The following is an 18,320-nucleotide window of genomic DNA, read 5'->3' on the forward strand; positions in this document are numbered from 1 at the left end:
TATTAGACTTATATATTATAACTATATATAGTTACAACATGAATCAGTATATAAAACTTATAAATAAAGCTAAACAAAATCCTAAAGGATTAAGTTTCTCTGATTCATACTTTAATGACTAAGTGCGGTTGGGTTAAAGATAGGCAAAAAGGTAGCCATCAGATTTGGTACTTGCCCAAAGGAAATAGGTTATCTATTCACACTTTTGGAAATATGGCAAAAGAATATCAAGTTCGACCATTTTTAAACTTTGCAAAAGGAAATGAAGATGAAAACAAATGATACATTTGATGGGTTTACTATAGAACTTTTTAAAGATACGGATGGAGATTGGCTAGCAAGGTTTGAAGAGCTACCGAATGTATCAGCTTTTGGCCATTCGCCTGAAAAAGCACTGCAAGAATTACAACAAGCTTGGACTTTAATGAAAGAAAGTTATATAAGTCATAATCAATCTATCCCCTTAGCTCCGTCTAGGAAAGAGTATAGCGGACAGTTTAATGTTAGAGTAGATAAACGTGTGCATCGAGCTTTAGTACTTGAAGCACTTAGAGCAAAAATTAGTTTAAATGCTTTAGTATCTCAAAAATTAACTTTATCGGTAAAACAATGAAAAAAAAATCAGTTATTTTATTAAGCGGTGGACCTGATTCTACTACGGTTCTTGAGATAGTTAGCAAAATGGATTATGAAATTTATGCTCTAAGTTTTAATTATCATAGACGCAATAGTCCGGAAGTCCAAAAAATCCAAGGATTAATTAAAGATTATAATGTAAAACAACATAGGGTTATTAATATTGATTTGCAGTCATTTATCGGTTCTGCATTGACTGATGATAATATAGATGTACCAAAATTTAAAAACACAGATCAATTACCAAGTGACATACCGGTTACTTATGTACCGGCACGTAATACAATATTTTTAAGCTACGCACTAGGCGTTGCTGAGGTTATAGGAGCTAGAGATATTTTTATTGGGGTACACACTAATGATTATACTAACTATCCTGATTGTCGTCCTGAATATATAAAATCTTTTGAAGCAATGGCAAATTTAGCAACTAGGGTAGGAGTAAATGGAGAAAAAATTACTATCCATGCTCCTTTAATAAATATGACCAAAGAGCAAATAATTCAAAAAGGGCTTGAGCTTGGAGTAGATTATAGTAAAACAATATCATGTTATGATCCAACAGAAGACGGTGTATCTTGTGGTCAATGTCTATCATGCATTGCACGACTTGATGCTTTTAAAAAGAATAATGTACAAGACCCGATTAAGTATGTATAATTATAGATATATACTCATAAATAAAATTAATAATAAAATAATATGAAGTAAATTTGTATACAAGGTGGAAACCGTTTTCACCTTGTATACTCATTATTTAAAAATCTTCTGTATAATATAAATATGCAATATTTATATTATACAGAAAAATAGTTAGTATATATGATAAATAGAGGACATTTATATGCCCCTTTTCCTGTGCTTGATTTAAACGATATAGTTTTACGAGAGTTAGCCGCGGAGGATGCACAAGATTATTTTAATTATATGAGTAAGCCGGAAATGGCTATTTATATAACTGATAGCAATAGGCCTAAAGACGTAGAAGAAGCCGGAGAGGAAATACGTTATTGGTCTAGTTTATATAAAAATCATAGAAGTTTTTATTGGGGAATTGCCATTAAAGACGATAATAAATTAATAGGTACTGCCGGTTTTAATATAATAAATCTAGAGCATCATAGAGCAGAAATAAGTTATGATCTAGATCCTAATTTTTGGGGTCAAGGTATGATGTTAAAATCTATAAAGAATATTTTAAAATTTGCTGATTATATTGGTATTATAAGAGTACAAGCAACAGTAATTACTGATAATTTTCGTTCAATTAATCTTCTTGAGAGATGCGGTTTTGCTATGGAAGGAATTCTTAAAAAATACGAAATAGTTGCAAATGAGCATAAAGATTATTATATGTACGCAAGAGTACTATAGTAAGAATTGTTAAAATAAACATAAAAAAGAAAGTTAATGGTAGTAGAAGCTGATAAAAAAGCATTGATTTGTTCGTTTTGTAGTAAAAAACAACATGAAGTAAAAAAACTGATAGCAGGTCCTGCAGTATTTATTTGTGATGAATGTATAGATTTATGTACAGATATTATGAAAGAAGAAAATAAAGTTGCTTTAAAGCAAATTACTTCTTCAATTCCAACACCGCAAAAAATATGTGGAATTCTAAATGATTATGTAGTTGGGCAAGATCAAGCGAAAAAGATTTTAGCAGTAGCGGTTTATAACCATTATAAGAGGCTTGAATATGTACAATCCGGCAATAATGACGTTGAGCTTAATAAGTCGAATATCTTACTGATCGGTCCTACTGGTTCAGGAAAAACTTTACTTGCTCAAACGCTTGCTAAAATTTTAGACGTACCTTTTACTATGGCGGATGCTACTTCTTTAACGGAAGCCGGGTATGTCGGTGAAGATGTTGAGAATATATTACTACGTTTATTGATAGCAGCTGAGTTTAATATAGCAAAAGCACAAAAAGGTATAATTTATATTGACGAGGTTGATAAAATTGCCCGTAAATCGGAGAATCCTTCTATTACACGGGATGTATCGGGTGAAGGAGTACAGCAGGCATTACTTAAAATTATGGAAGGAACAGTTGCTTCCGTGCCTCCTCAAGGCGGTAGGAAACACCCACAACAAGATTTCGTACAGTTAGATACTTCAAATATCTTATTTATTTGCGGTGGTGCTTTTATGGGGATTGATAGCATTATAACCTCAAGAACTAATAATAGTTCTATAGGCTTTGCAGCTAACGTAAATATAGATAAAGAGAAAAATAATAGTGAGATTCTTAAATCCCTAGAGATTGAGGATTTAACTAAATTCGGTTTAATTCCTGAATTTATCGGTAGATTACCCATCGTTACTACTTTAGATGAGTTAGACACAGAAGCTTTAATTACAATTTTAACTAAGCCTAAGAACGCCATAGTAAAGCAATATCAGAAACAATTTGAGCTTGATGATGCTGAGCTTGTAATTGATGATTCAGCCTTAGAAGCTATTGCCGAAAAAGCTCTAGCTAAAAAGACGGGGGCAAGAGGACTTCGTTCAATACTTGAGCATCTTTTGCTTGATAGTATGTATAAAGTTGCCGAGCTAAAAAAACAGCGTGTTACTATTACAAAAGAGGTAGTTAACGGCTTAGTCGAACCGATAATGACCTCTCTCATTTCTACAAAATCAAACAAAAAACAACCGATTATTGCAGATATACCGGCGTAAATATTATTTCTTCTCTATGTCATTCCCGCGTAGGCGGGAATGACATAGACAAGCCTGCAACAAGACCTACGACTGTTCGCAATGATGGGTGGGTATCCACACAACAACGCCAGCTTGACCACGGGACAATACTAATTTAGTATAAAATTTATCCTAAACTAGTATTATAGCGGTTTAAATACCATTAAGAAAAAAATAATACTCAAACTGATAAATGCCGGCCAGCCTAGGTAGAATCATAATTTAAATAATTTATAATATTTTTCCGGTAGGGGAATTTGCGGTTTTAATGCTTCAAGTGCCATATTTCGTAGTGGAATTTGAATCCATACCACCAGAAGCCAACAACTACCGGCGATTATGTATCTGATATAAGTTAAGGTAAGCCATAAATCAGAATAATTATAGCCAAGCATATTTACTAATATTATGCCGCTAACCGGTTGAATTATCACAGTTGGAGTAGTAAAAAGAAGATCAGCTATAACTGTAGTGCGAGCTGCATATGCCGTTGCATTCAAATCATAGTATTAATAAAATTTGTAAACTACATATCCTATTTGTTGTATTTTTGATAATTAGTAGAATGCCAAGAATAATATCTGTAAAGCAGCTTCCATATAATATGTAAGGTGCTATTTGTTTATCAAATCCTAGTGATATTATAATTTGCATACTAGCATCACAAACACAAATGCTTGAAATAATTCCTGTCATTATCCAAAATAGTCCTAAGACAATTTTTATTATAGGTTTTAAAAAATAAAGCCTAGCGTGCCATATGGATTGTACGGTTAAAGGTTTGGTTGCAAAACCTTGTTGCAAGTTTCTAGGGATTATAGAAGTAAAATCGATAAAATCTTTTTTATCAGCAATATTAGGTTGAAGTAACATATTATACGCAGTAGAATTAATGGGTCCTATTTTTAGACAATCCCCTAATTTAGCTGCTATTTTAATGAATATTAAAGGAATTTTTATTAGTCTTCCAGGATTGACTCCAAGCCATCTTCTGAATCCAAGCAAGATATCCTTCATGGTCACTATGTCTGGTCCAACTATTTTTAATAATGTGTGGATTTTTCCTTCCCTTTCTATACAGTGAATAATTACTTTCGTTAAATCATCAATATGAATAGGTTGAAATTGTTGTAAACAATCACCTATTAAAGGAATAAAATACGGTAATGTTGCAAGAGCCCTAAATAGCGAGGTACCACCATAACAACCGCTTGCGTAAACAAGAGACGGTTGTAAAATTACCCAGTCTATTATGAATAATTCTTTGTACGTTAGTAAGGGTGCAAGCCTTAAATAGAGCCTTTGGACCATTGACATGAACATTGTCAATATTATTGCATGACTAGACGTTAACACACCTGACACATTAATAACTATATCTATGTTATTTAATCTATTTATCCAGCTTTGTGGTGTTAGGTCTATATTAAAATCACAGTATATCACTTCTGCAGTAGGGAATTTTTCCTGGTCGATTCAACATCTCGAACACAGCATATTACTTTATAATTATTCTTTAATAATTCAGCTGTAATATATGATCCAATAAAGCCGTTAGCTCTTGTTACTAGTATTCTCAATATAAACGATTCAGGTACTGACATTTTTTATATCATTAATCAGATCCTGTTGCCAATAGAAGATAAAAAAGGATATGTTATGTCCACAACTATTGTTTTTTTGGTTAAAAACTTTTATAACCCAATCCTCTTCTCTCTTATCATAAACTGGGGTTGCTCGTGTGTGACTTTAATGTTATCTCATAATAAAATAATTAAAGATTATAAATGATTATATATAAAAGATTTGAATAAATATTAAGAGATGTTTATATTTTTAATATTTATTTAATTGAAATTATGAGTAATAAACTAGAAGTAATAATACAATATTATAATGATATATCAAATTTAGGCGTAAGGTTATGGAAAACTACTACAGCATTTGCTAGTTTTAATTTAGGTGAGGTATGGAAAATATGGTTCTGTGATAAAAATTTTAAAGATCTACCGACACTAGATCAAAGTTTGATTTATACTCAATATTTAGAAACAATGTTAAGTAAAGTAGCTGCTACCGGAAAGTATCAAGATAATAATATTGATCATTCTCAATGGAGCCATTGTTTTGAAGAGCTAAATAATCGAGATCATTTTTTATGTATAAAGCTACAGAAGTTAATAGGAGTAGAAAACAAGAATATAATTGATGCTATGCTAGATGATATAGGGGATATAAATTCATTAGAGTTTATTACCCTAGTTACTAAAGTCCAAGTGTTTTTAAAAAATAATTTAGATCAATCTGAACACTTGATTAAAGCAGCCAAAGAAATCGATGCTATGGCATATCCTCTGACGAGAGAATATTTTTTATATCGCTATATAGCTAAAGCAATATTACTTACAAATACTTTAAATGCGCCTTCCTCTTATGAAAACGAGTTTAATATAGTAAAAAAAGCTCATTTAAATTTTGCAAATTATCTTAATTCATTAGAGCAAAGTCTTACTAGAATAGAAAAAGCTAGTGATAAGTATAATGAAGATCACAAAATTGCTTCTTGGTTAACCGAAAAATCAGCTTTAGTTAGTAATCATTCAGGTAAAATAGCAATTACTTATGTTTCTCGTATAGTGGGACTGTTGCGAGATGAGAGGATAGCAGGTATAATTAAAAAAAACAAAAAATATGTTCATATGTCTGAGTATCAAATGATAATGGTAAGTTTAGATGAGTTAATAAGTGTGGATCATCAATATCGTAAATTCAAAAGTTTATTCAATTTTAAAGCAGTTGAAGCTGAGTTATTAGCAGTAGAATGCGAAGCTAACTATAAAGGCTATGGTATAGTGAGGCTGTTTAAATGTTTGCTGCTGCAATTTATGGAAGACTTATCGGATCGGGAATTGGAACGTTATTTAGCTGATAGCACAGCGGCAAAATGGTTTTGTGATTTTGCTCTTACAGAGAAGACGCCTGATTATAGTGTATTTAGTAAAATACGTAAAAAAATAGGCACTAATTTACTATCAAAAATATTTGTAAAATTCCGAGATCAACTACGAGCACAAGGCTATATGGGTGAAGTATTTACCTTTGTAGATGCTTCTCATTTAATCTCAAAAGCTAATCTTTGGGAGGAACGTGATAAACTAAGAACACAAAAATATGATAAATTGAATAATGAGACTCTGCCTAAGGTTGTAAAGGATAAACAAGCTAAAATTGGCTGTAAGGGAGCAAATAAATTTTGGTATGGTTATAAAAAACATGTGAGTGTCGATATTCAATCAGGAATGATCAATAAGGTTGCAGTTACCCCTGCAAATGTTACTGATAGCAAAGGTTTTAAGCATGTTATGCCAAGCTCCGGTGCTACATATGTTGATAAAGGTTATTGTACAATCTCTGCCAAGAATGCAGCAGCTAAAAAGGGGTTCCATCTTTGCTCAATAAAGAAAAATAATATGAAAGATAAAAATTTTGACCTTGATAAATATTATACGAAAATCAGAGCACCTTTTGAGAGGGTATTTTCAAAAGATAATAAACGGGTTAGATATATAGGAATTGCCAAAAATCAATTCTCTGAATTTATGAATGCCATATGTTTTAATTTAAAACGATTAGTGGTTTTAACAACTTTAATAGCTTAGAGAAATTTGTTAATAAAAATCCTAACTCTGTAAACAAATCTCTATTAAATTACTATACTATTGAATAAATTTTATCTCAATATTAAACAGAATTTCTTTTTAAAAATATTTGGACAGAGCTAAATATTTATTTATCTGTTTTCCTCTCATTTTACTATTAAAAATTATCTCGCAACAGTCCCATAGTGGGTGTAATTGCTTTACGTTCATATGTAATTGACGAAAAGGATCCTTGGTATGAATTATGTGCTTTACCGACCACTAGACTTGCGATGCTACAAATTTTATTATCTTTCCCGGTGTACGGTCTTATCAAATAGACAAACTAAAGAGATGAATAGTAATATGTTTCAAGCATTAGAAAATAACAATGACAATGCTGAAGATGTTAAATTTTTATTTGATCACACTCCAAGTTTTGCTAATGATGCCGTCAACTGCGATTTGTTTTAGATATGCTGCTAATTTAGGGGTGCAGCCTATTGATTTATTAAATAATGATACTATTAATCGTATAATTGTATTACAGGCTTTACGATGGTATACAGTTGCAGGAGTAGTAGAAGAACAAAGTAAAGTTACAAATTTTATGCAAAATAAATTAATTAAATTTTTGCATGATAAAATTGTACCGGCTTTAATTGAGCATAAGAAATTTACAGCTGAAGAAATTAAACCATATTTTCAGTTACTATATAAACATTCCAAAACAGATAAGAATACGCAAATAAAACTTCAGGCAATATATAATAAACTTACCAATCAAGATATAGATTTTAACAATATTGAATCAGACATTAGTATCTATCATGGATGGAAGAGTACTGCTATATGTGCGGCAATAGCCACACTGATTTTGGATTATATCTGTTGCGTCTTGCTTCTTTATTAGTATCAACATATTACGGCAATAAAGTTATAGAAAATATCACCAGCAAAAAATTAACTAATGATGTGTTTTTTCAAAAGTTTTACTATAATGATGCGGCAAGATTGACCGTAGCGATAGTACCTTTAATAATGTTTGAGTCTATTAAAGATTTAAAATTCTTAAGTCTTGCAACTTTAATAGATATTTTAACAACTGCTATATCGGATTTCAATGTCGGCAAGGCAATTAGTAGTGCAGGCAAGAATATTGCCGAGAAAACCGCTACTACCCTTATTTGGCTTAATAAGGTTACCTCAGGCACAAACGATGATACAGTGATTGATATTGATCCTACAGAAGAAGTACCATGCTTAGAGGCTTTGTGGACACTGCTAATTGATTTGCTATTTTGCAGCAAAAAATAGCCAAAATTAAATCTTTTTAGAAAGTCCACAAAACCTCGATTAAGGTTGTAAAATTTACGTTATTTAATGTGCTCTTCCCATTTCAAATATAATTGAATCTTCAGAATTAAGTGTTGCATGTATTAAAAAAGGCGAGGTGACATAGGACTGCACTTCGCTATGCATAAAAGCTTGGTACATTATCAATCTCTAAAGTAAAGTTTTTGCTATATTCAAGAAGTTTTTGAGCAGCTTTTAAGTGTATCAAATAACCTGTAGTTGTATTAAAGTAACCACCATGACCTATCTTCTTTAAATACGGATTATTGTCAATATTATAAAATATTTTGTTTTTAGAATGTGACAAGGACAAATAAATTAAATCTCAGTCGGTAGGTAAATGCTTAAGCATTGTTAAAAATTTATTACGGAAATCATCATTTAGTATAGCATCATCTTCTATTATTAGGGCATCAGGTATATTGTCTTTAACCATTTTAAGCCAAATTTCTCTATGGCTACAATAACAACCGAGTTCACTTGCCGTTAAAGTATGATTTAATATTTTGCTATCGGAATAATAATTTATATTTTCCGAAGGACAAAGTACAGTATAACCGTTATCAAGGGATAAAAGAGCAGGGTTATTTTTTACATCTAAGCCGGTAAATCTTTTTCCCCCTGCATCTGTTATAGATAAATTATAACCGTCTACTGCACTAAACCTTTCATAGAATAAATTATTATTGTCGAATTGTTTACTAATATTGTTATATCTATCAGTGCTGCGTAGGTTTACTATAAAAATTTTAATATCTTTTGCTTCAAGTGGAGCAGAACCTATTTGATAAGTTTTTAAAAATATAAAAAGCAATGATAAACAAATAATTATAATTGATATTATAAAAATAGTTTTTAATTTGTATTTAATAAAGGTAATTATTTTCTGAAGTCGGTACAAGCTTATTATTATATATCTTATAATAGTTTTCATCATCTTTATCAACAGAAATAATATAATTATATAAATCTTCTTCTGAATAATCTTTAGCAAATATTACTGCATTAGGGTTTACATCTTTTATATAACTTTTATCTGCATAATATATAAAATAGGTACTGCTCCTGCTAAATAAGCTTGAAAAGGTTTTTCAGTAACATACCCCTCATATGTTTTATTTTCAAAAGCAATAACAAATTTACATTTAGATAATCATTCACGAGTTTTTTCTTTTGGTATAATTGTAGATTCAGTATTTAAATATTTACTGCCGCTTACTACTTTTTTATACAGCGACAATTTATGAAAAAATCGATTTCTTGCTATGCAGCCGTCGTTCTCAGGATCTTCTATACCGTTTAGAGACTAAGAAACAAGCAAAATACGTTTTATTCGGATTATATTTTGAGCGTTTATATTCAGTACTGACGTCATTAGTACAATACATATATAAAGGTATTCTTATATAATTTGGATGATCTATATAATCAAAACCTATAGATATATCATAATTTTCTAGCTTTGGTCTAACGGATTCACCGGTAAAAAATATCTTTATACTATCTTTATTACTAATAGTTCTTTGACCAAAAACACTATCAATAATAAGGTCATAATTGTTATGATTTATAACAATTGTTCGTCCGTTTTCTTCAATGATTTCTTTTATCATCGGTAGCTCGTCTATTGTAAAGCCCAGCCACATATTAATAAAGCTCACTCTTATAGCATGTTTGTTTTCTGTTTTAGGAGCTTTAATCTTATATGCTTACACATAGTAATAATATGGCTATACAAATTATGGAAAGTTTTTTTTAACATTTAAATTACCTATTACGAGAAAAATTTATTTATAATTTTTCTGCTATTTGTGGTGGATTTTCTGCTTCCACTTCAATAATCTCAGATTTAGAGGAAACGATTTGATAACGCTCTAAGGTAGCCGGCATGGCTTTATTCCCTGAATCAATACCGAGTTTTTGAATATTCTTTACTCTTGACATAAAATTACGATTAAACGAGGCAGCAAATTTATCGTAATTAGTAACCATATTATGCAGGTTATTACCGATCTTTTGAGAATAATCTGCTATAGTACCGATGGAGCTTAATAGCTTTCTCACTTCTTCAATGATTACCTTATAATTTTCTGAGCGGCGATGATCGGTAATTTGAAATTTTGCAAATGATAGCATATTCATAAGTCCGCTAGGTCCTACCGGAAAGATATTACAGCCCCAAGCTTTTTGTAAAAATTCAGGGTCGGCTGCAATAACTTTCTCAACCGCTTGTTCAGTCGGCAAAAACATTAAAGTAATAACATTGTTAAAGCTCTGATCCTTTTTGTTTAGATTAGTTAAAATATTTGCGGCATAGTCTTTATTCGCCAAAGATTTTAAATGGTAATTCATAGTTTTATTAAGACTCATGTTATTATCTTGCTCGTCTACAAGAAACTTTGAAGCTTTAGAATCAATAACCATTAAATTACCGGAAGGAAGAAAAATGAGCGCATCAGGTCTTAGCTTTCCGCTATCTGAGGTAGTTAGACCGTATTGCATAATGAAATCTAAATTAGGACGTAAGCCCGAAGATTTTAAGATATTCTCAAGGGTAATCTCAGCAAGTAGCCCCGCCCCGATCGGAGAAAGCAGAGACTGTTTTATCAAATCAACCGTACCTTTTGATTGCTCTATATCTTTATTTAATGCTCCCACCATCGTAATTAACCGTTCAAACTCACTATTAAATTTTCCTGAAGCAGTAGCGATATTTTTCTCGGCTAGCTCTCTTGCTGCCGTGTTTTCCATTTTATGTATCGCTATTAATTGCTTAGACAAATCTTGACCTAAATCAAATAACGCAGCTTTAGCCGATGAAAATGACTCTTCTCTTATTTTTTCTGAATCCTTAATAGTCTGTGCTTGATATTCTATTTTACACTTCAATTGCTCAATTTTCTGTAAATATCCTATCTTTTCTTGATTTAATAATTGGTTATTATTGCTAATTTCTAGATTCTGCTCTGATAAAAATTGTAGCTGTGTCCTTAAGGTTTGAGTTTTTACATAAAACCAAATTATTAGCGCTAATAAAATAAGTAGCGTAGTTATAATAGTTGGTAATAAATAAGGCATAGAATGAAGCAAAGTTTAATGTTAAATAATACTAAAGTACCGCATAATTTGCACTAATTATTTTGGCATTGCCTAGAAAAGGTTGATATAGTCATTGCGAGTTACTGCAGGTGTTGTTGCATGGCTCGTTTTATGTCATGTCTGCGCAGGTCTTGTTGTGTGGACTGAAAAACCCGTTCGGTGTTATGCCGTGGCTTGACCACGATATCCAAAAACACAACTTAAAATACTAAAATTTTAATGTTTTAAACTGGATCCCGCGATCAAGTCGCGGGATGACAATTAGGAAACTGGTCCACGCAACAAAGTATTCTCGCTTTCGTGGGAATGACATCGGAAGGCTAAACTATAAAACAACTTTTTCTAGGCAATGCTCAATTTCAATACTACAAGTAAGACTATTTCGATATTAGCCTATAATATTTTTATAAACTTATAGAAATATTATAATGGATAGGTTATATAAAAAGCAAGTTGAAGAATATCTAACAAATTACGGTAAGCTTGTATTTATAAGTGGAGCAAGGCAAGTAGGGAAAACTACAATATCAAAACAAGTAATTAAACCTAATCCTAATTCAATTTACCTAAATTGGGATTATCTAGAAGATAGAAATAAAATCTTAAACAAACACACCGAACTTTTTAAAAATCTACTTTCTACTATATCCGATAAGAAACCGTGCTTAATATTAGATGAAATTCATAAATATAAAGATTGGAAAAGTCTTGTAAAAGGATTTTATGATAAATTCGGAGAAAATATTGAATTTATTATAACAGGTAGTGCCAAATTAAATATATATAAAAAAGGCGGTGATAGCCTAATGGGACGTTATATAAGTTTAACCGTGCATCCGTTATCGGTATCTGAAATAGCTAAAAATTTTGATAATGACATTGATTATATAAAAAGCCCCCAAAATATCACTATAGATGAATTTAAAGCTTTAATAAATTTTGGAGGATTTGCAGAAAGTTATTTAAAAGCAACTGCTAAATTTCATAGAATATGGAGTAATCAAAGATTCAAGCAATTATTTAGAGAAGATGTAAGAAATACTGAAGATATCAACAATATTTATGCGTTATCATTACTTACTAGCATTATAAATGAGCAAGCAGGCTCATTAATAAGCTATACAAACCTTGCTAACAAAGTTAGAGTTTCAGACCAAACAATAAGAAGATGGCTCTCTTTGCTAGAAAAGCATTATTATTGTTTTGCTATCAAACCTTGGTCTAAAAATGTTGTAAAAAGTTTGATAAAAGAGCCACAAATTTACCTTTGGGATTGGTCGCAAATAAAAGATATAGGAACGAGATTTGAAAATCTTGTAGCTTCTCACCTTTTAAAAGCCGTATATTTTTGGAACGAAACAGGGCTTGGTGATTTTGGTTTATACTATCTGCGTGATAAACAAAAACGTGAAGTCGATTTAGTAATAACAAAAGATAACCAACCGTGGATTTTAGTGGAAGCAAAAGTAAGTGACTCAACCGTTTCTTCAAGCTTAAAATATTTTCATGAATTACTTAACCCTGAGTTTAGTTTTCAAGTAATTCAAAATAAACAAGCTATTTCGGGCTCTTGCTTTGATAAACCGGATTTATGGATAGTACCGGCTATTACTTTCTTATCTCAACTTGTTTGATATGAATTTTTGCAAAAAAGGTAATCTAGGCAAATGTAAATCATATGACTATTTCGTTGCTTATATCGAAATAGTCATTGCCAATTCGACATTTAATTATAAGCTGTATCCTCGCACATACCACTAAATTTAGCTGAATTGACTATATTCACTTTATCTTCTAGCGGTCCGAGTGGCTGAGCAGGTTTTAACAATTCCGGCGTTAATATAAATTTAGTTTTTTTCTCGATATTCGATAAAAAAGGTAAATTTAAGCTATGAGGGCTGTATATTATTGCATATTTATCCCATTCTAGATATTGTCTATTCAAATTCTCTTTATATTCAGATGGCCCATATACTTCTATACTACCAAATTTATATTTTTTTAAAGGATATAGCTCATAATCATAAAAAAAATCATTTGGATATTTATTACGCATACTTTGATTAAAATGAACAAATTTATCATTTTCTTTATGAAATACGAAAATATCTAAGCATCTTTCCCCGCAAATTACATAAATTTTATTATGTTTAACACGATATCCTAATTGTTCAAATTGCGGTAATATTTGTTGCAAACGTATTTCGTCTTCATGCATAATGCCGATATCTAAATCATCGTCAAAAGGAATTATGCCTTGATGTCTAACGGCTCCAAGCAGAGTGCCGCCTTCTATCCAATAATTAATATTATTCTTACCAAGTAGCTCATGAGTGTCTTTCATTAACTGATAAAGGGCAATAGCTTTTTTCTTGCTAATCCTGTATTTTTTTACTTGTTCATCACTTAAGGTTACATATCGCCAATTATGTTCTAGTAGATAAGCATAACACAATATACCGACGAAAATAGTAAGAATTAAGCGTAAAATATTTTTAAAGGATAATATCGACTTTAATTTTATCACCTTGAATCTTAAATTACATTTCCCATGCGGATATAACATTTTTTAATCTATATAAAATAACCGGTTATGGCTTTTTTATCTCAATTTGTTTAAAAGTTTATTCTATCCTCTAAAGGACTAAAAGGCTGAGCAGGTTTTAACAATTCCGGAGTTAATATAAATTTAGTTTTTTTCTCGATATTCGATAACAAAGGTAAATGTAAGCTATGGGACTGCTCTATCACTGCATACTTATCCCATTCTGGATATTGCCTATTTAGATTTCCTATAGGATCAGCGGGACCGTAAACCTCTATACTACCGAATTTATATTTTTTTAAAGGATATAATTCATTATCATAAAATGAACTCTTAGGATACTTATTTCGAGCCGCTAAATTAGTATATATAAATTTGTTTTGTTCTTTATGAAAAATGAAAATATCTAAACAAGCTTTTTTGCATATATTATAAGCTCTCTCATAGGAAGCAGTATAACCGAGTTGCTCAAATTGCGGTAATATTTGTTGCAAACGTATTTCGTCTTCATGCATAATGCCGATATCTAAATCATCGTCAAAAGGAATTATGCCTTGATGTCTAACGGCTCCAAGCAGAGTGCCGCTTTCTATCCAATAATTAATATTATTCTTACCAAGTAGCTCATGAGTGTCTTTCATTAACTGATAAAGGGCAATAGCTTTTTTCTCACTAATCCTGTATTTTTTCACTTGTTCATCACTTAAGGTTACATATCGCCAGTCATGTTCTAATATATAAGCATAAAAAAATATACCGGCAAATATAATTAATATTAAACCTATAATATTTTTAAAGGATAATATTGACTTTAATTTTATCATCTTTCATCTCAAATTGTATTTCTTCTGCCGATGTGACGTTTTTTAAATCTTCTGCTAATTCTGCAGATAATACTATACCGCTAACTTCAAGCAATTTTATTGGAGCTTTTATAGATAGATGCTTCTCAGCTTTGAATTTTCTGACGATATCTAGTATTTCAAGCAGCCCTTCTGCTCCTTTTGCATTGATTTCATAATTTAAGTCACTGTAATTAACCCAGCTACCTTTAACATGAATAGAATTTTCACTATATAATATTTGGTATAATTCTTCGGTAATATGCGGCATGAAAGGTGCAAATAGTTTCAGTAACGTTTGCATAACATGATATAAAGTTAATATGCTACTATATTGTCCTTGTGGATTTTTGTGTTCCTCATCATAGCTTCTTGTTTTGCTTATTTCTAAATAATTATCACAAAATATCACCCAAAAGAATTTTTCCGTCAGATGCATAGCATTTGCATATTCGTAGTTTTGTAACTCATTTGTAGCTAGCTTAACTAATTCCACTAGCTTATTAACCATCCATTTATCAAACTCGTTAGTGATTTTTTCTTTAATATCGAGTAAACTCGCTTTTTTATCTTCACCTTTCAGTTTATCAAAATGTATAAAAACAAATTTAGCGGCATTCCATAGCTTGTTAACAAGCCTTTTGCCGTTTTTCATAACGTCTTCAGAATAGGCGGTATCAGCACCTAGCTTTGAATTTGCCGACCAATAACGTATCACGTCGGAACCATATTGTTCTAGCAGTTTTTCAGGAACTAAAACATTGCCCTTAGATTTTGACATTTTACTTCGATCTTCAGCTAAACACCAACCGCTTACCATGATGTTTTCCCACGGCAAAGTATTTTGGTGTAAATGAGCTTTTAAAATAGTATAGAATGCCCAAGTTCTGATAATTTCATGTGCTTGAGGTCTTAAATCCATCGGAAATAATTTATCGTGCCTATCTTTATTAACAGCGAAATCGTCAGAAATCCCATGAGTAGAAAGTTGAGGCGAAACGGAACTTGTTGCCCAAGTATCCATTACGTCATAATCAGGTTCTACTTCCTCTTTACTATAACCCATAGGTAAATCTTTTAACGGATCGATAGGCAGCTGCGTAACATCGGCATATAAGATTTTTCCTTCCTCACCTACTCTTTTAGAGTACCAAACAGGGAAAGGCACACCAAAATAACGCTGCCTACTTATACACCAATCCCAACTAATGGCATTAATCCAATTCTCTAAACGAATCTTCATATTTTTAGGATGCCAATTTAACTCATTCGCTCTTTTAAGCAATTCTTCTTTATGTGATATAGTTTTAACGAACCATTGCGGTACAGTTAGTATTTCAAGAGGAGCACCTGACCTTTCGGCACATTTAACGGTATGAGTGATGTCTTCTTGTTTAATAAGCAACTCTTGTTCTTTTAAAATATCTATTATTTTTGTTCGAGCTTCTTTAATTTTCAACCCATCTATAGAAGTTTCATGTTGGAAGTCTATTGTACCTTTTTTAGTGATAATAGTTTTTAAAGGTAGATTATGCGTCTTCCACCAAGTAATATCCGTTTGATCACCAAACGTACAGCACATTACCAGTCCCGTACCTTTATCTTGTTGTACTAAAGGGTCAGCAAGCAGTGGAACTTGCTCATTAAAAAGTGGGGTTATAGCTGATTTACCTGCTAGATGCTTATAACGTTCATCGTCAGGGTGATAAAATACGGCTACGCAAGCCGGTAATAACTCAGGTCTGGTAGTGGCTATAGTAAGCGGGTCTCCTTGCTCGGTTTTAAACGTAATATAATTCATGAAAGAGGTTTTTTCCTTATCCTCAATATCGGCTTGGGCAAGAGCTGTACCATCTACCGGATCCCATAAAATCGGTTGATTAGCACGATAAATTTCCTCTTTTTGTACTAAATCAAGAAAAGACATTTGTGATATTTTTCGTGATAACGGACTAATAGTTTGGTACTCTAAACTCCAATCAACCGATAAAGCTATTTGGTTAAATAGACTTCTAAACTTTTCTTCTTCATTTTCTACTACCTCTTCGCAAATTTTTATAAATTCAGATCGATCCATATTATAAGCTTTGATCTGTTTCTGCTTTTCAACAAGTCTCTCGGTCGGTAGCCCGTTATCGTCAAAACCCATAGGATAAAAGATATTTTTACCCATCATACGCTGAAAACGTACAATAAAGTCGGTTTGCGTATAGCTATAAACATGACCGATATGTAACTGCCCTGAAACTGTCGGAGGCGGAGTATCGATTACATAGGTTTCTTCTTTTGCAACGTTTGGATTATAAGCATAAATTTGTTTCTCTTGCCAAATTTGCTGCCACTTTTTTTCATTTTCGGTAAAATTATAATTTTTTGGAAATTCTTTCATAGATTTTGTAGTTGATTCAAGAATATTATTATAAAGGTTATATGTGATTATGACAATAGATGCTTTTCTTTGGGAGGATATGGATATTTAGGATTTGTGCAAGTGGTGCTTGCATGATTAATGACTTATTTACAATTGAGCGAACAAAAGTTTCTTGAAGACCTGTAATTTTGGCAATAACAGGAATTTTAAAGCCCTGACTGAACATTTCCTTCGCTATAATTACTGCCTTATTATGTTCGCCCTCAGCTTTGCCTATCTCAATACCCTGCACCTTTCCTGCATCTCTATATGTATCAGCGATAGTTTTCATAATAGTATCCTTATCTTGCGGTAATAGATGTGTATCCAATACTTCTACTAATTCCGGTTGTTTTTGTTTTGATAATTTTGTGTTAGTATACCATAAGAACGATCTTAGGTAAATATAACCTTTTTCTTTATCCAATATTATAATATGCTTAAACTCTGTTAAAAACTTCTCCCATAGTTTTATCATATCCTGCATATGGATATGCTGCATCATATATTCTAGCATACCTAAATGTTTTTTCTTGACGATTTCATCATCTGTCATAGCTTGCAAATCTACTAATTGATAATCTCCCGCCATTAATTTCTTTGCCATCACACTATCAGTAAATAAACTCCACAGATTTCTTGGAGCATTATAAATTTCTTTACCGTTGTAAATAACTAAATTATAAACTAGCGGTAATTTATCCTTTCCTTGCTTATGTCTTTCACATAATAATAGTGTATATTTCCATAACCGCAAAGCCGTCCAATAATCAATTGTTGATTGGGCTTCTACTAATACATAAACAAATGCTTCTTCTTTATTATTGGTGCTAATTACTATATTTCTTATTTAAAGATTCCTCAATATAGCTTTCTTGTTCTACCGTTATTTTTGATAAATCTACTAAACTCTTAAAATCATCGGGTAAATAATATTCCAAAAATTCTTGTGCTGCTACCGGGTCGTTCATTATTATTTTTACTAATGAATCATGTTTTAATTTTTTAGCCATAAAAATCTAGTAGCTTTATTTCGTGGTGTATTTTATCTTAAATTATCTATAATATTCATATTTATTTAAATT

General features: G+C 31.5%; 20 protein-coding genes and 1 pseudogene. 9 read left to right on the top strand and 12 right to left on the bottom strand.

Annotation, left to right across the window (positions count from 1 at the left end):
* Positions 1 to 114: 114 nt before the first annotated feature.
* The 5 genes from C4Q30_RS06840 to clpX all read left to right on the top strand — a co-directional run bounded on the left by C4Q30_RS06840 (position 115) and on the right by clpX (position 3,324).
* Positions 115 to 282 (top strand): type II toxin-antitoxin system HicA family toxin, encoded by a 168-nt coding sequence (locus C4Q30_RS06840; protein ID WP_016917381.1) that lies wholly within the window; start codon positions 115 to 117, stop codon positions 280 to 282.
* Positions 269 to 613, top strand: coding sequence for a type II toxin-antitoxin system HicB family antitoxin (locus tag C4Q30_RS06845; protein WP_024704340.1), 345 nt, complete (start codon positions 269 to 271; stop codon positions 611 to 613). The genes C4Q30_RS06840 and C4Q30_RS06845 overlap by 14 nt, the downstream gene beginning before the upstream one ends.
* Positions 610 to 1,296, top strand: coding sequence for a 7-cyano-7-deazaguanine synthase QueC (queC, locus tag C4Q30_RS06850; RefSeq protein WP_103897575.1), 687 nt, complete (start codon positions 610 to 612; stop codon positions 1,294 to 1,296). The genes C4Q30_RS06845 and queC overlap by 4 nt, the downstream gene beginning before the upstream one ends.
* A 162-nt stretch (positions 1,297 to 1,458) precedes the next feature.
* Positions 1,459 to 2,010 carry a GNAT family N-acetyltransferase gene (locus C4Q30_RS06855; protein ID WP_103897576.1) on the top strand — a complete coding sequence of 184 codons (552 nt, stop codon included), beginning with the start codon at positions 1,459 to 1,461 and terminating at the stop codon, positions 2,008 to 2,010.
* A 36-nt stretch (positions 2,011 to 2,046) separates the two neighbouring features.
* Positions 2,047 to 3,324, top strand: coding sequence for an ATP-dependent Clp protease ATP-binding subunit ClpX (clpX, locus tag C4Q30_RS06860; protein WP_014121025.1), 1,278 nt, complete (start codon positions 2,047 to 2,049; stop codon positions 3,322 to 3,324).
* A 236-nt stretch (positions 3,325 to 3,560) separates the two neighbouring features.
* Here the strand turns inward: clpX and C4Q30_RS06865 are convergent, their stop codons facing one another.
* The 3 genes from C4Q30_RS06865 to C4Q30_RS10550 are packed head-to-tail and all read right to left on the bottom strand — an operon-like array spanning position 3,561 to position 4,949.
* Positions 3,561 to 3,845: a DUF2269 domain-containing protein gene (locus C4Q30_RS06865; protein WP_103897577.1), complete on the bottom strand. Its 285-nt coding sequence runs from the start codon at positions 3,843 to 3,845 to the stop codon at positions 3,561 to 3,563.
* A gap of 1 nt (position 3,846) precedes the next feature.
* Positions 3,847 to 4,791 carry a DoxX-like family protein gene (locus C4Q30_RS09960; protein ID WP_245207529.1) on the bottom strand — a complete coding sequence of 315 codons (945 nt, stop codon included), beginning with the start codon at positions 4,789 to 4,791 and terminating at the stop codon, positions 3,847 to 3,849.
* Entirely contained in the window at positions 4,788 to 4,949 is a 162-nt protein-coding gene (locus tag C4Q30_RS10550; RefSeq protein WP_342447537.1) for an NAD-dependent epimerase/dehydratase family protein, read from the bottom strand. Before C4Q30_RS10550 ends, C4Q30_RS09960 begins: the two co-directional genes overlap by 4 nt.
* 255 nt (positions 4,950 to 5,204) lie before the next feature.
* On the opposite strand from C4Q30_RS10550, the gene C4Q30_RS09155 reads away from it, so the two are divergent.
* From C4Q30_RS09155 to C4Q30_RS09970, 3 genes are all read left to right on the top strand, one after another.
* Positions 5,205 to 7,004 carry a transposase gene (locus C4Q30_RS09155; RefSeq protein ID WP_209445216.1) on the top strand — a complete coding sequence of 600 codons (1,800 nt, stop codon included), beginning with the start codon at positions 5,205 to 5,207 and terminating at the stop codon, positions 7,002 to 7,004.
* A 400-nt stretch (positions 7,005 to 7,404) separates the two neighbouring features.
* Positions 7,405 to 7,896, top strand: coding sequence for a hypothetical protein (locus tag C4Q30_RS09965; RefSeq protein WP_245207530.1), 492 nt, complete (start codon positions 7,405 to 7,407; stop codon positions 7,894 to 7,896).
* Positions 7,836 to 8,300 (top strand): hypothetical protein, encoded by a 465-nt coding sequence (locus C4Q30_RS09970; protein WP_245207531.1) that lies wholly within the window; start codon positions 7,836 to 7,838, stop codon positions 8,298 to 8,300. The genes C4Q30_RS09965 and C4Q30_RS09970 overlap by 61 nt, the downstream gene beginning before the upstream one ends.
* Positions 8,301 to 8,457: 157 nt before the next feature.
* Here C4Q30_RS09970 and C4Q30_RS09975 read toward each other — a convergent pair whose 3' ends face one another.
* The 5 genes from C4Q30_RS09975 to C4Q30_RS06910 form a co-directional block, all read right to left on the bottom strand.
* The gene (locus C4Q30_RS09975; RefSeq protein ID WP_198913046.1) at positions 8,458 to 8,652 is read right to left on the bottom strand and encodes a glycosyltransferase family 25 protein; all 195 of its coding nucleotides are present in this window, start codon (positions 8,650 to 8,652) and stop codon (positions 8,458 to 8,460) included.
* A 12-nt stretch (positions 8,653 to 8,664) separates the two neighbouring features.
* Positions 8,665 to 9,153, bottom strand: a complete 489-nt coding sequence (locus tag C4Q30_RS09980; protein ID WP_198913047.1) for a glycosyltransferase family 25 protein — start codon at positions 9,151 to 9,153, stop codon at positions 8,665 to 8,667.
* A gap of 207 nt (positions 9,154 to 9,360) precedes the next feature.
* Positions 9,361 to 9,471 (bottom strand): glycosyltransferase family 10 domain-containing protein, encoded by a 111-nt coding sequence (locus tag C4Q30_RS10735; protein ID WP_103897758.1) that lies wholly within the window; start codon positions 9,469 to 9,471, stop codon positions 9,361 to 9,363.
* A 148-nt stretch (positions 9,472 to 9,619) separates the two neighbouring features.
* Complete coding sequence (locus C4Q30_RS06905; protein ID WP_103897578.1) at positions 9,620 to 9,985, bottom strand: alpha-1,3-fucosyltransferase; 366 nt, start codon at positions 9,983 to 9,985, stop codon at positions 9,620 to 9,622.
* 145 nt (positions 9,986 to 10,130) lie between these two features.
* Positions 10,131 to 11,417, bottom strand: coding sequence for a DNA recombination protein RmuC (locus C4Q30_RS06910; RefSeq protein ID WP_103897759.1), 1,287 nt, complete (start codon positions 11,415 to 11,417; stop codon positions 10,131 to 10,133).
* Positions 11,418 to 11,866: 449 nt separating this feature from the next.
* On the opposite strand from C4Q30_RS06910, the gene C4Q30_RS06915 reads away from it, so the two are divergent.
* The gene (locus tag C4Q30_RS06915; protein ID WP_103897579.1) at positions 11,867 to 13,072 is read left to right on the top strand and encodes an ATP-binding protein; all 1,206 of its coding nucleotides are present in this window, start codon (positions 11,867 to 11,869) and stop codon (positions 13,070 to 13,072) included.
* Positions 13,073 to 13,164: 92 nt separating this feature from the next.
* Here the strand turns inward: C4Q30_RS06915 and C4Q30_RS06920 are convergent, their stop codons facing one another.
* From C4Q30_RS06920 to C4Q30_RS06935, 4 genes and pseudogenes are all read right to left on the bottom strand, one after another.
* Positions 13,165 to 13,965: a LicD family protein gene (locus tag C4Q30_RS06920; RefSeq protein WP_103897760.1), complete on the bottom strand. Its 801-nt coding sequence runs from the start codon at positions 13,963 to 13,965 to the stop codon at positions 13,165 to 13,167.
* Between the two features lie 89 nt (positions 13,966 to 14,054).
* Entirely contained in the window at positions 14,055 to 14,807 is a 753-nt protein-coding gene (locus C4Q30_RS06925; RefSeq protein ID WP_103897580.1) for a LicD family protein, read from the bottom strand.
* On the bottom strand, positions 14,776 to 17,214 hold the full coding sequence (locus tag C4Q30_RS06930; protein WP_103897581.1) for a valine--tRNA ligase: 2,439 nt from the start codon (positions 17,212 to 17,214) through the stop codon (positions 14,776 to 14,778). Before C4Q30_RS06930 ends, C4Q30_RS06925 begins: the two co-directional genes overlap by 32 nt.
* A 37-nt stretch (positions 17,215 to 17,251) precedes the next feature.
* Positions 17,252 to 18,248 (bottom strand): annotated as a pseudogene (locus C4Q30_RS06935) (Rpn family recombination-promoting nuclease/putative transposase).
* Positions 18,249 to 18,320 lie beyond the last annotated feature (72 nt).

The sequence above is a fragment of the Rickettsia fournieri genome, assembly GCF_900243065.1.
GTDB classification, from domain to species: domain Bacteria; phylum Pseudomonadota; class Alphaproteobacteria; order Rickettsiales; family Rickettsiaceae; genus Rickettsia; species Rickettsia rickettsii.